Source organism: Lyngbya sp. CCAP 1446/10, assembly GCF_026130175.1.
GTDB lineage: Bacteria > Cyanobacteriota > Cyanobacteriia > Cyanobacteriales > Microcoleaceae > Microcoleus.
Genome location: NZ_JAIGNI010000005.1, coordinates 103,701 through 116,437 on the forward strand (window position 1 = coordinate 103,701; position 12,737 = coordinate 116,437).

At 45.4% G+C, this 12,737-nt stretch carries 11 protein-coding genes; 5 read left to right on the plus strand and 6 right to left on the minus strand.

Annotation, left to right across the window (positions count from 1 at the left end; genetic code table 11):
* The first annotated feature begins 397 nt into the window (after window positions 1-397).
* A complete protein-coding gene (locus tag K4039_RS03990) occupies window positions 398-592 on the plus strand; it encodes a hypothetical protein (RefSeq protein WP_265233839.1) in 195 nt (64 codons plus the stop codon).
* An 82-nt stretch (window positions 593-674) separates the two neighbouring features.
* On the opposite strand, the gene K4039_RS03995 is transcribed toward K4039_RS03990, so the two are convergent.
* The gene (locus K4039_RS03995; RefSeq protein WP_265233840.1) at window positions 675-953 is read right to left on the minus strand and encodes a hypothetical protein; all 279 of its coding nucleotides are present in this window, start codon (window positions 951-953) and stop codon (window positions 675-677) included.
* A 220-nt stretch (window positions 954-1,173) separates the two neighbouring features.
* Between K4039_RS03995 and K4039_RS04000 the strand changes: the two genes are divergently transcribed.
* Together K4039_RS04000 and K4039_RS04005 are read left to right on the plus strand one after the other, a co-directional pair.
* Entirely contained in the window at window positions 1,174-2,748 is a 1,575-nt protein-coding gene (locus K4039_RS04000) for a NupC/NupG family nucleoside CNT transporter (RefSeq protein WP_265233841.1), read from the plus strand.
* Between the two features lie 345 nt (window positions 2,749-3,093).
* Window positions 3,094-3,699, plus strand: coding sequence for a DUF3318 domain-containing protein (locus K4039_RS04005; RefSeq protein WP_265233842.1), 606 nt, complete (start codon window positions 3,094-3,096; stop codon window positions 3,697-3,699).
* A 140-nt stretch (window positions 3,700-3,839) separates the two neighbouring features.
* Here K4039_RS04005 and K4039_RS04010 read toward each other — a convergent pair whose 3' ends face one another.
* From K4039_RS04010 to K4039_RS04025, 4 genes are all read right to left on the minus strand, one after another.
* Complete coding sequence (locus K4039_RS04010; RefSeq protein WP_265233843.1) at window positions 3,840-5,054, minus strand: SUMF1/EgtB/PvdO family nonheme iron enzyme; 1,215 nt, start codon at window positions 5,052-5,054, stop codon at window positions 3,840-3,842.
* Entirely contained in the window at window positions 5,051-7,198 is a 2,148-nt protein-coding gene (locus tag K4039_RS04015; protein ID WP_265233844.1) for an NACHT domain-containing NTPase, read from the minus strand. The genes K4039_RS04010 and K4039_RS04015 overlap by 4 nt, the downstream gene beginning before the upstream one ends.
* Window positions 7,199-7,341: 143 nt before the next feature.
* On the minus strand, window positions 7,342-9,186 hold the full coding sequence (locus K4039_RS04020; protein ID WP_265233845.1) for a glycosyltransferase family 39 protein: 1,845 nt from the start codon (window positions 9,184-9,186) through the stop codon (window positions 7,342-7,344).
* Between the two features lie 146 nt (window positions 9,187-9,332).
* A complete protein-coding gene (locus tag K4039_RS04025) occupies window positions 9,333-10,550 on the minus strand; it encodes a glycosyltransferase (protein ID WP_265233846.1) in 1,218 nt (405 codons plus the stop codon).
* A gap of 139 nt (window positions 10,551-10,689) precedes the next feature.
* Here K4039_RS04025 and cofH point away from each other — a divergent pair, with 139 nt between their 5' ends.
* Window positions 10,690-11,835 (plus strand): 7,8-didemethyl-8-hydroxy-5-deazariboflavin synthase subunit CofH, encoded by a 1,146-nt coding sequence (gene cofH, locus K4039_RS04030; RefSeq protein ID WP_265233847.1) that lies wholly within the window; start codon window positions 10,690-10,692, stop codon window positions 11,833-11,835.
* Window positions 11,836-12,006: 171 nt separating this feature from the next.
* Here cofH and K4039_RS04035 read toward each other — a convergent pair whose 3' ends face one another.
* Window positions 12,007-12,273 carry a hypothetical protein gene (locus tag K4039_RS04035; RefSeq protein ID WP_106149473.1) on the minus strand — a complete coding sequence of 89 codons (267 nt, stop codon included), beginning with the start codon at window positions 12,271-12,273 and terminating at the stop codon, window positions 12,007-12,009.
* A 215-nt stretch (window positions 12,274-12,488) separates the two neighbouring features.
* Between K4039_RS04035 and K4039_RS04040 the strand changes: the two genes are divergently transcribed.
* Window positions 12,489-12,731, plus strand: coding sequence for a helix-turn-helix transcriptional regulator (locus K4039_RS04040; protein WP_265233848.1), 243 nt, complete (start codon window positions 12,489-12,491; stop codon window positions 12,729-12,731).
* The last annotated feature ends 6 nt before the right edge of the window (window positions 12,732-12,737 follow it).

Sequence of the window (12,737 nt, forward strand, 5' to 3'; positions counted from 1 at the left end):
GTCAGTCATTAGTCAGAGGGAAGTCAGAAAAGCCAATTCCCTATTGCCAATTCTAGTCTCTGGTACTTGAGATTTTGTTTGAGCTGTAATGTTCCGCGAAAGTGCCAGTAAACTTAAAAAGGTCGATCGAGGTTGCGCGCATGGGGCTTTTCTCCTGGGTGTGAATCTGCTGAGTTAGTCGATCGCACTTCCAAACCACCCATTACTAGAATATCGGAAATACGATGCAGATTTAATATTTATCTGTGGCAGGTGTCTTGACAAAGTGCTCGCTTTCGTCCTATAATTTGTAGACTGATTGGATGGAACAGCAGTCAAGCCACGAAATAACTAGCTCCTCTGACGAAGTTATCTGACGAAATTAACAACAAAATATTGATGCTTTTAGAGAGCAACCATGCAAACTCAAACTTTCCCATTTCTAAATGAACAAGTAGTTGAGCATATCTTTGCATTAGGCGAACTGACTCGCGATGACAGACAGCGAATTCAGTCAATGCTATTAGATGAGTCGATTGGCGAAAATGAATTGAGGTTAATTGAAAAAGTCATGGAAGGCGTAGTCAAGGGAATACTAGACGTGCTTTATTAGTTGAAAACTTGCGCAGACTTATGTAAAAGTAGGGTGCGCATTGCGCACCTTACTCTAATTTCAAATAAAATCGAAAATCACTCTAAAAATCATCATCTGAAGCCTCATCGGAACTCTCATCGCTACGCACAAGTTCAGAAGGAGGCCTATCGCTACTCCAGGCCCACCACACAGCGCCACACCGACAGCGGTAAAATTCTTGCCACTTGCGGCGGTTGGACTCGGTGTATACTGGCGATCGACGATTAATCCAGACTTCATGGGCATCCGTGCAGCTAGCAGCGCACTTGGGACAGCAAAACTCAGTAGCGTGAACCGCCGCCGCAGTCCATTCAGGAGAATGTGGAGCAAAAGCTTCCATGTGTTAGAGTTTCTATCTAAACTGCTGGTAATTACGGCAAATCAAGGGTTGCTAAAGATCCGCAGAACTCGCAATCACATAAGCAACGACATAAATACGCTGTTGAGTGCGTAATTTATCTGCCAGTTATTTTTTTTGGCATTTGCCGTCCGATGAATAGTATAACTGATGTGGTGCAAGCCGTCGATCGGCATTCTCAACTATTTCAAGGACTAGGCTCATGTCTATTTACAACTTTATCTCATTTCTGGGCATATTTGGCTTATGTGCGATCGCCTGGATTTTCTCAGAAAACCGCCAAGTTCGTTATATACCTTGGCGCGTCATCATCTGGGGCATTGGCCTGCAATTAGTCTTAGGATTTTTAGTATTCCTGTTTCCCCCAACTCGCATCGCCCTAGAGTGGTTTACAGGCTTGCTCGATGGAGTATTCACCGCTGCTGACACCGGAGCGAGATTTGTATTCGGCACAAACATCGTACCAAAACCAGGTCAAGAGCCGCCAATTAATTTAGGATATATTTTCGCCTTTCGAGCTTTACCGACAGTAGTCTTTTTTTCCGGCCTCATGGCCTTACTGTACAACATCGGCGTAATTCAAATTGTCACCGAAGTTTTTGCCAAAATATTTTATAAGACAATGCGATTGAGCGGCGCAGAAGCACTAAGCGGTGCCGCCAATATTTTTGTAGGAATAGAAGCAGCAATTGTCGTCAAGCCTTATTTGCCACAAATGACTCGTTCCGAACTTTGTGCAATCCTCTCCTGCTGTTTTGGAACTGCCGCTTCATCAACTTTAGCAATTTACGTCAGCTTTCTCAAGCCTGTATTTCCAAATATTTTAGGACATTTAGTTTCCGCCTCAATTATCGCAATTCCCGCTTGCTTTGTCATCTCCAAAATTTTAGTTCCTGAGACTGGAGTACCGGTGACAATGGGCGGCATCCCCAAGGAAAATCCGAAACCTCAAGGCCATGAGTTCATCGGCGACGAAATTGCCGACAGGGACAGGGAAGAATTCAAACAAGAGACAGTTGGTGGAGAACCAATCGAACGAGTCAGCCCTTTGGATGCAGCGATAATTGGCGCATTGGACGGTGTGAAAATGTCAGTAGCCATTGCCGCTGTTTTGATTTTAATCTTGGGCTTAGTTTCCCTAATCAATCAATTCTTTGGCTGGCTGGCCGTGTTGCCGGCTCCCATCGGCACAATCTTTAGTTTTGTTACCCTGCAAAACATTCAAGGAGTCTTATTTTACCCGCTAACCTTGTTAACCGGAGTTCCCCTTGAAGATTCCTGGGTAGCATCAGTAATCATCGGACGGCGGCTGTTAGAAACCGCGATTCCGCCTTATCAAAGTTTAGCAGAAGCGGCGGCAAAAGGACTAATTAGCGATCGCACAGTTTTGATTGTCAGTTACGCCCTTTCCGGCTTCGCCCACCTAGCATCCGTTGGCATATTTGTCGGCGGCACAATCGCCCTAATTCCCTCCCGCCGCAAAGACATTTCCGAACTCGGTTGGAAAGCATTATTTGTCGGCACTTTAGCAACAATGATGATTGCCTGCATCGCCGGCTTATTTGACACCGGAGACGCGAGCATTTTAGGCGCTAAGGCCGCCCCTGCTGCCCCGATAACTGCCCCCGCTTCCCCGAAACCGCTGGCATCCCCCGCCGCGACTTCCAAGCCGTTAGTTGCCCCAGCAATTGCCAGCCCGAAGCCTTCGCCAAAGGGTGAAAAAGTGGCTCCAAAAGCTCAAGAATCTCCTAAATCTGAATCGAAGAAAACGCCTTAAACAGTTGACAGTTGACAGTTGACAGCGGACAATTTTACATTTATTTAATTGACAAATGTCCGCTGTTTCCTGTATTGATTAGGCTTAAATTGCCAGCATTAGCTTTTCGAGTGGTAAGATATCTGCGTTTATCTGCGTTCATATGCAGTTATCTAAAAAGTCGATATTGGCACGCGATCGACCGAATTATATATAACAGACAAACCCAAAAATCAATAATTCAATAGCGACAATAAATGAATGACTGCTGACTAATGACTAATGACTAATGACTAATGACTAATGACTAATGACTACTAACAACTGACTAATGACTACTAACAACTGACTACCGACTACTGACTTATGAATCCCGAACCTGAAATTCGCCGCCTGTTAGATGTGATGCCCGCTTCCGGCCGCATGACGTGTAAAATTATTAATAAGCCTCAACAATCGACGGTAATTGATTGTGATTTTCCTTTACCTTGGAATCAATCTCGACCGATTTATATTAATTTTGATTTGTGGCGGCTGCTATCTAAGCCGCAGCGGGATTTGCTGCTATTGCGAAATGTGAGTTTTTTAGGCAATTTTAAGTGGTTTAAAGCGGATATTTATCAAGGTGCTGCTCTGGCGGGAATTGTGGGGACTGTTGTAGAGTTGTTGCAGGGAGATGCGATCGGAATTGCGATCGCCGGTGGGTTGACGGGACTGGCGATGACTCGAATTTGGCGCGACAATCGCAGTTCGCAAGTAGAGCTAGATGCTGATGAAACGGCGATTAAAGTCGCGGGAAGGCGTGGTTACAGCGAAGCCGAGGCGGCGGGACATCTGCTGTCTGCTATCGAATCTGTGGCGCAAATTGAAGGGCGCAGTTTGGATTTTAATGAGTTGATTCGGTGTCAGAATTTAAGGGCGATATCGGGTATTTCGGCGGTGGGTGTACCCGATAGTGTTAGGAAAGAGTGAAAACACTATTTCATAAACAATCGCGTGTCCCGCAGGCCAAGGACACAACACTGTTGTGTCCCTACAGATAATAGTTATTATCCCATTGGTAGGGAAACGGCACTGCCGTGTCCTTGGGCAAAATCGCAGCGCTATATCTGCTACTCAACTCTTTCCCTGACAATCCGAATACTCTCCCATGCAGGTATCCGACCCGCTTGTCGCTCATCTAGTAATACCAAGTAAACATAAAGTGGGTATATTTCATTGAGACTCTCTAGATACTTACGGCTAATAGCTTCACTTTCTTGACGGCTTAACATAATTGTCTTAAGCGCCAGTTTATTTTTAGAAATTACCCCATAAGTTGCTGACAAGAAATGATAGATAACAATAACAGGAAGCAGAGGGAAGTGTAAAAGTAGGAAATCACTAGCTTTGCCTGCTTTAATTGCTTTAAATTGGTCTTTGAGGACGCGGTTGAGGTCGCCGTTGAGGTCGAGGTTGAGGTCGCGGTTGAGGACGCGGTTGAGGTTGAGCTTGAGGTTGAGCTTGAGGACGAGGTTGAGGTCGCGGTTGAGGTCGCGGTTGAGGTCGCGGTTGAGGTCGCGGTTGAGGACGCGGTTGAGGACGCGGTTGAGGTCGAGGTAGAAGTTGAGCTTGAGGACGGGGTAGAGGTAGACGATGAGGTAGAGGTCGCGGTTGAGGTCGTTGAGGTCGCGTTTGAGGTCGCGGTTGAGGAGGAGGTTGAGGTCGAGGTTGAGGTCGAGGTTGAGGTCGAGGTCGCGGTTGAAGAGGCGGTTGAGGTTGAGGTCGAGGTTGAGGTTGAGGTTAAGGTCGAGGTTGAGGTCGAGGTTGCGGTTGCGGTTGAGGTTGCGGTTGAGGTCGCGGTTGAGGTCGTGGTAGAGGTCGTGGTAGAGGTCGAGGTTGAACTCCAAAACCTCAGCTAAATTCTGTTGCCAAGTTTGCTGCTGTTGAGTTTCTATTCCTACAATGATTCGCTGTTCTCCATCAAAACACCAGCATCCTACTTGTTTTTCTGGGACTGGATGCTCCTCTACTTCAGCTACAGTTGGCAGTCTATATTTAAATATGGGTGCAGATTGCTGCTGAGTTAACCATTCACAAAACTCGTTTGCATCGCTCGACCTTACTCCAGTAATGGGTTTTTGAGCATCTCCTGGCGGAAATCTGTAACTTTTCCAATGGTCAGGTTGGCGATGTACACCTGCTTTCAGCCCCTCATCAATAAAAAGCTGATATTCGGCGCAGGTGATGTAACTCATGTCAATTTCGACATTCTCATCAATTCGTAGTAAATTGTTCAGCCGTCGGGATAACAACACGTTAGCTGCTAAGTTGAATTTTTCTGTCATCGACTTTCCAAATCTGCGTTTAACCTTTGCTCCAGTTGTTGCCGAACATCTGGATTTACACTCAACGCCTCGTCCAAGCAATCATAGGCGAGTGCCATTTCCTCAACGGATGGAGATGGCATCGCCAAGACTACACGAATCAGATTGCTAACATTACTCTGTGCTGCATAAAGACGGATGGTTTCAGCCCACCAAGATTGGTGAATATTTCCGATCAACAAATTCTCTTGGTTCGATTCCTTAATCTGAACCGCTGCTAAATATTCCTGGAAACTCAAGTGAGCAAATTCATAAATGCCTACTTCTTTTTCCACTAACAACCCACTCACATCCCGAACTTGCTGGATAAAATTCTCTGGATTTGTACCGCTGCCTGCTACATCTGCCAGCTTGTCTTTAATCCAATCAATTCCATCGGATAGCTGGAAATCACGAGTTTTCTGCTGCATTAATTCAAATGCCAGCACTTGCAGAACAGATTGCTTTTGCGTAGCTGTTAGTGTATCCGCAATATTTTTAGCTCTTTGTCGCTTTTCTAGTAAAACCTGGCAAATTTCTCTGTAAAGTTCTACTCGTTTTCCCGGCAAGGCGCTACCGCGACGGTGCACTGTGGCAATCATGGTTAGCAGTAAAGGATTCACCGCCATGTCCATTAGAGGTTTGCTATCCTTAATCCGCTTAATTAAATCATCAGCTTGTTGTTTAGCCTCTGCCCGTACTCCCTTATCATCTTGTCCGGCACGACTCATTATCTCTGTTTCCAAATACCAGCTACCAATAAACTGCTGCATCTGTTTCAAGCTAAATGGTTGCACTTCTAAGACAGTCACATCTTGTTGCAACCGCGCACTTTTATAACCAAAAGGTCGAGAAGTTAAAATAAAAGCTGTGTTCGGGTATGCCCCCATCTGTTCGTCTACCCAACGACTTACTTGCTGGCGCTGGGTTTCATCCGCTACTTCATCTAATCCATCTAACATTACCAAACATTGGTTTTGACGTAATTTTTCGGCAAACCAGTTAGGCGGTGGATTCAGGAATGAATATTTTTGCTGCTGCTGCTGTACCTGCTGAGTAATTAAGTCTGCGAGAGTGAGTTGATGATTATTCACAATTTCCTGACGCACATCTCGGAGATACAACAATATCGGAATCAGTTTCGGCGCTTTCGGATGCACTTTGCGCTGTTGCTTTGTGGCATAAATCTGGGTTAAGTATCTCAAAAGGGTAGTTTTCCCGGAACCGGGTGCGCCCAATACAGCCATGCGCCAAACTGCCCGATTCTTCTTATCTATCTCTGCTAAAAAATCCCAAATTTGTTTTTTATTTGAGTTGTTTCCTTCATCCTTTAGCGGCTGAATCATTTTGTGACTTGCATTCGCTGCCTCTGTTGCAGCAATTTTGAGTGGCACAAATACCTTTTGCAACTTCAGCGTTCTGTCTCTATCCAATCCCTGTGTTTGATAGTCTCGACAGATATAAGTCAAGCCCTTGTAATATTCCCGCTGAAAAGGTGAGGTTGAATTTTCGATCTTGTTCCAAATCAAGTCTGCAAAACTATCTGCAAGTTGCTGTCTCTTTGCCCTAAACTTCGGTGCAAGTTGGTTAGTAACTGGGATGAGAAACTTGATGAGATGGATAAACAACATCAAAATTACAGTCACAACCAAAGCTAAAAATGATGCTGTCCATTCGCGCCTCAGTATGAAATACAACATTACCAGCAGTCCAAAACCGGGCGGAAACCATACCAATCTGTTCTGCCATTGTCTCGGTAAAAGCAGTACGGGTGGCAGCACAGTCCCCAAACCAAACATCACGAGAGATGTATAAAAAACTACTGGGCTGAATTCAGCAGCTATGTAGTTCCCCTTCAAGAGTCCGAACAGGATGCCACCTCCCAGCAGGGGTAAAAAACCAACAAGCCAGTTTTGATTCCCAGGCGTTGAACTCGGCTGAGACTGACTGGATATAGCAGTGAAGATGAAAAGTGCCAATAGACACACTACAGTCAGTCCGAGTATCAGGGGGTCTGATATTTTTAAGTCTTGTTTACCCGGTAGTTGGTTGATCAGCCAACCCAACAAACCATTACTGAGTATCAACAGCAACGGTAGCAGCAAATTTTGGAGAAATCTGGACATAAGCGATCGCATTTAAAAGCTTGTTGTATCCAATTTTACGCGATCTGAGCGATCGATATCACGAAGGTTCCCTAACGTACTTATTTTAATCAAAAGCGCGATCGCTTTTTTTATGGCTTTTCTGCAAGCGACGCACCCTACAACTATGACCGAGAACAATGATAAACTTCATATTCGTACCCATCTACCCCCGGAAACTGGCGCGATTCAAGCTGACATTTTTGTGCTGCTAAGTTGACAGGTGCGCGAAAATTTACCAACCACAAATCTAGCGGACGTTCTAATTTACTGAGTGTCTGATCCAGTATCCCCGCCACAATTTCCGGCGCATCCCTTCTCTGCTTAACTAAAAGAAACTGTGGAGAAAACGCTTTAACTTCTTCCTTTTTCCTAACATCCGTTACATCCGTTACAAAATCCGCTGCCGAACCCTTCTTCCTAACATCCGTTACATCCGTTACATCCGCTACATCCGCTACAAAATCCGCTGCCGAACTTCTTTCCCATTCCAATCCTATCCCCATCAACTCTCCTATTTCTACATGAGTATTTTGAGTAGTGGCAATTAACACTGGAACTTTCGAGACTTCGCGAATAATAGGAATTAAAAGGTCTGGTTTGTAATATTTGCGATAGCCGAGATTGGAATTTACTGTGATACCGCTGACAAAACCCATTGCTAAAATTAGCATGACTGCTTTTTTGCCAGAAATTTCTACGGCAGGCAAATTAAACCATCGACTTTTGACTGTAGGTGTGCTATAAATAACTGCTAAGATTGCTCCTAATAGTAATATCACTCCCGGAAAGTAGACGAAATTGTATCGAGGGCCGCGAGTTAGGTCAATTCCTAGAATGTATGCAAAGCTGAAAAATAGGAAAATTGCTCCTAGTACAAATCCGCCGAAAATCACAGTACCTAAACGAGTATCTGGAGTTTTCAAGGAAGTTTTAAGAGCGTTTCGCAGCAGGGGAAGTGCCCAAAGCAAAAATATTGTCATGCCGATCGCAGATCCAGCCACTACTGCCAAATTTGGCGATTCTACCGGCAGCAGCGACACGACAGTGATCCATCCCGCGCAAGCTTGAACAATCGGATTGATCCCATCTAATAATGTGCGATCGCCACTGACAAGCCAATTAGTTAGTTCACTGCCGTACTTGTTTGACGAAAATACCGGCAGCCAAACTAAACCGCCAGCTAAAGTCCCCAGCGCTACTGCTAACAGCCGCCAGATAATTTGAAATTGCCAAATATTCGGCTGCTGATTATTTGAAGTTGCCAATTTCTGATTAAATTGCAGCCAAATTACAGCAATTAAGGCGATGGCTTCGGCACACAAAGTCAGCACAAAAAAGTAGTGAGAAGCAATTCCCAAACAGTTAATAACTATCCAAATTAGCACCGCCCAAACAGGTAGAGGAGCGCGTTGTTGCAGTTTTTGGGCAGCTAAGGTCAAGCAAAAAAGAGAGGCAATAACTAATAATATTCCTAATGTATAATGGCGGGCTTCTTGAGCGAGATAAATGCCGTAGGGAGAAACTGCCATCATTGCGGCCGCACATTGGCCGACTAAACGAGAATTGAATGCAAATTTGCCTAAAAAGTAGATGGCGGGTACTGAAATAACGCCCAATAATGCCGGCAGCGATCGCCCAATCCACACTAAACTATCCTCGGTCGGCCCAAACAACCGCATCCACCAGTGGGCTAGCATAAAATATACTGGCGGATGGTTGCTTTCTAGCAGCAAATGGTTTAGGACATCTGCAATGCCAGCATCGGGACGAAATTGCAGCGGTTGTAATAGAGTGGGAAGGTCGATCGCGCGATCGATCGGCACACCGCGAAAACTGTTGCCCAAACTAAACACTAGAGTCGAAAACTCGTCAGTCCACAGCGGTTTCGAGTCCAAATTGGCAAAACGCAGCATTAGGGCGATCGCCATCCACAGCAATAGCAACAACAGTTGTTTGTTCTTAATCATCAATTCAGTCATTCAAAGGCATAGGGAAGAAGAGTTATTATAGTTGATAATTGACAGTTGACAGTTGCTAGTTGCTAGTTGTTAACTATCAACTGTTTAAAACCCTCTCTGCCAACAGTCAACTGCCAACAGTCAACTGTCAACTGTCAACTGTCAACTTCCGTCACCCGCCAGCTCAGCTTCATATTAATCCAGAAATTCCACAGAGTCACAACTGCGATCGCAATTAAAGTCGCCAAATATTCATTCATCCCCAAAATATTAAACATCACATTAACCAGCAGCACATTCAAAATCAAACCCATCAAGCAAATTGTATTAAACTTCAACAGCCGTTTCAAGCGCTGCTTCATTCCCGGCTGTCGCTTAGAAATATCCCCAAAAGTCCACAAATCATTCCAAAAAAAGTTACTGATAATTGCCAATTCAGCAGCAAAAATCAGACTGCGAGTCAGCTCCAAATTGAATATCTCGCGCAGCACGTACAAAACCGCCATATTCACAAACACGCCGCTGAAACCTACAAGGCCAAACCGCAGAAACTTACCCATCGGCCAGCGGGCAAACCGCAATATGAGCAAATGCCGCAAATACTCAATATACTGTTTCCCAGTAACTTTGCTCTCGCCTTCCTTCCGCTCCTGAAACACGTAACCAACCTCTCCAATCCAGCGGATATCCCCCCTTCCAAGCACTTCAATCAAAATTTTGTAACCCGCAGGATTCATGGTTTTGCCGGCAACGCAACTGCGGCGCACCATAAAATAGCCACTCATCGGATCGGAAACTCGGCCCACCACTCCCGGTAGTACGATCAATCCGACTATTTGAGCTCCCCGTGACAACAATCGCCTGACAACGCTCCAGTCGCTCACCCCGCCCTCGTCAACGTGGCGGCTCGCAGCGGCCAAATCGGCTCCCCGCTGAATTTCTGATAAAAGCTGCAACAGCGTCTCCGGGGGATGCTGCAAGTCGGCATCGATCACCCCCAAAACCTCGCCCCTAGAGGCTTGCCACCCGCGAATTACGGCGGTGGAAAGTCCCCGCTCGTCTGAGCGCCGCATCACGCGCAAGTGCGGATATTCGGCTGTCAAGGACTGGGCAACTTCCCAGGTGCGATCGGGACTGTTGTCATCGACTACAATTAATTCGTAGTTGCCGGGAATCATGCCATCGAGCAATTTGCTTAATTGTTCCACAATACTTTTGACATTCTTGCACTCGTTGTATGTGGGAATGACGAGGGAAAAATAAATGGGCGGTGTGTCTGCGTCTGTAAAAGTTGCAGCGAAAGTCGGTACAGCAGGAATTTGCAAAGGCCCAGAAGGCACTGGTAACAGATGATTTGTTTCGTTGACGCCCATAAATTAAGTTTCACAAATTAAAAGATGCTTTTAGAAAAGTTGAGAGTTGAGCAGAGTGTTCCTTTATAATTGATTTGTTAAGATATAAAAACGCCTTAATTTTAGGCAGTAATTCTGTAACTAAGCCAAAAATAAAACTGTGGATGCAATTCTCGATCGCGCTTTACAAGGTTACAACATCTCTACCGCCGAGGCCTTGGTACTTTTGCAGCCAAGAGATCCAGAGGATCTCGCCCAAATTCAAGCAACCGCTGACTTGCTCCGCCGCCGACAATCAGGGGATACTGTTACCTATGTGATAAATCACAATATTAATTTTACTAACATTTGCGAGCAGCATTGCAGTTTTTGTGCGTTCCGCCGCGACGATGGAGATGAAGGCGCTTTTTGGTTAGACGCAGCCCAAATTCAGGAAAAGGCAACTGATGCAGTGCGACGGGATGCGACGGAAATTTGTATGCAGGGTGGCTTAAATCTTCAAGCTAAGCTGAACGGCCAATCTTTGCCTTATTATCTGCAATTGGTAAAAACTATTAAAGATAAGTTTCCGCAGTTGCACTTGCACGCTTTTTCGCCACAAGAAATAGAATTTATTGCCCGACAAGATAATCTGAGTTTCAGCTATGTAATTTCAGCTTTGCAAGATGCGGGAGTCGGTTCGATGCCTGGTACTGCGGCGGAAGTTCTCGACGATGCGGTGCGGAGGATTATTTGCCCGGAAAAACTAGATTCGGCAACTTGGTTGGAAATTGTGGGAACTGCTCACCGTCTGGGTTTGCCGACAACGAGTACGATGCTTTGCGGGCATATTGAGACTGCCTCTCAGCAGGTTTTGCATTTGGAAAAAGTGCGATCGCTCCAACAAACAGCAATTAACAATAACTATCCAGCACGCATCACAGAATTCATTTTACTGCCCTTTGTCGGACAGGATGCACCGGCTCCTTTACGCAGTCGAGTCGGCCGCGATCAACCAGTTTTAGCAGATACATTGTTACTCACCGCTGTATCTCGAATCTTCTTGGGAAATTTGATTTCCAATCATCAGCCAAGCTGGGTAAAATTGGGTTTAGCAGGAGCTACAGAAGCCCTAAAATGGGGCTGCAACGACATCGGCGGCACTTTGATGGAAGAGCACATTACCACGATGGCCGGTGCGGTTGGCGGCAGTTGTCAGTCTGTGGAAGATTTGCAGAATGCGATTCGTTCTTTGGGGCGGGATTATCAGCAAAGAGATACAATTTATCGACCTTTGGGGGTTGACAATTTGGCTGTAATAAGTTGAAAATTTGGCAATAAATCGGCGGTTGAAACCGCTGCTATACAAACAATGTCCGCCTGCGCGGACTAAGAAATAATTAAGTAAAAATCCCGGATTTAGTACGGGTGAGGAGCAGAGATTTGCGATCGCACTTTCGACTACAATGCTCGAAAGGGCGATCGCACATTTGACACTTCAATCTAACCGAATTAACTTAACCAACAAACTCATGATTTCTCCCTGTTCCGGCGTAATAATGATGCGATTGTCGGGAATGGCGATGGGATGCGTCCAACGAGCAACTTCCGCGTAGCGCAAGGCGTGGAGTTGGTGGATAGTGCGCCGTACTCCCAGCGGCGAACCGATGATGACGTGACGGATGGATTCGCGATTATCAGCCTCAAAGCTTTGGTTGGTTAAAACTTGGGGCGATACTTGGTTCGATGCGGAATCTTGCAGCATAGTTTTGACAAACAATTTGGGATAGGTTTGATGCTTTGTAACGGTAAAACCGCGTACAATAGCAAGTTGAAGAAAAGACAGCAATTCCCCTACAGCACAAGTTGCGGTTCTGGTGCTGTCTGATCTTGATTGTCTAATCGTAAATCAATTAACGGTTATCGTCAATAAATTTAAGTATATAGTAAATAAATTTAATATAAGTTAACAAATAGCCTATGGGAATCTCAGAAAGAGCCGATCGATCGCCCTTAATGCGATTGAGAACTCAGCGGTTTATGACTCAAAAGCAGCTAGCAGAAGCACTTGGCGTTACGGAAGCGACGGTAAGAAACTGGGAATCGGGGCGATCTGTACCGAAGCTAACGCCTGTTCAATACAAGAAGTTGCTAGAGATTCTGCAAATTACCTCTGCTGAATTACCAGACCAATTTGGTTATCCCAGCGATGCTGATGGATAGAAAATG

Bases quoted from the DNA above. Each gene is read 5' to 3' on its own strand.
- K4039_RS04040 (WP_265233848.1), top strand. From the start codon at position 12,489: ATGGGAATCTCAGAAAGAGCCGATCGATCGCCCTTAATGCGATTGAGA.
- K4039_RS04025 (WP_265233846.1), bottom strand. From the start codon at position 10,550: ATGGGCGTCAACGAAACAAATCATCTGTTACCAGTGCCTTCTGGGCCT.
- K4039_RS03995 (WP_265233840.1), bottom strand. From the start codon at position 953: ATGGAAGCTTTTGCTCCACATTCTCCTGAATGGACTGCGGCGGCGGTT.
- K4039_RS04020 (WP_265233845.1), bottom strand. From the start codon at position 9,186: ATGATTAAGAACAAACAACTGTTGTTGCTATTGCTGTGGATGGCGATC.
- K4039_RS04005 (WP_265233842.1), top strand. From the start codon at position 3,094: ATGAATCCCGAACCTGAAATTCGCCGCCTGTTAGATGTGATGCCCGCT.
- K4039_RS04035 (WP_106149473.1), bottom strand. From the start codon at position 12,273: ATGCTGCAAGATTCCGCATCGAACCAAGTATCGCCCCAAGTTTTAACC.
- K4039_RS03990 (WP_265233839.1), top strand. From the start codon at position 398: ATGCAAACTCAAACTTTCCCATTTCTAAATGAACAAGTAGTTGAGCAT.
- K4039_RS04015 (WP_265233844.1), bottom strand. From the start codon at position 7,198: ATGTCCAGATTTCTCCAAAATTTGCTGCTACCGTTGCTGTTGATACTC.
- K4039_RS04010 (WP_265233843.1), bottom strand. From the start codon at position 5,054: ATGACAGAAAAATTCAACTTAGCAGCTAACGTGTTGTTATCCCGACGG.
- K4039_RS04000 (WP_265233841.1), top strand. From the start codon at position 1,174: ATGTCTATTTACAACTTTATCTCATTTCTGGGCATATTTGGCTTATGT.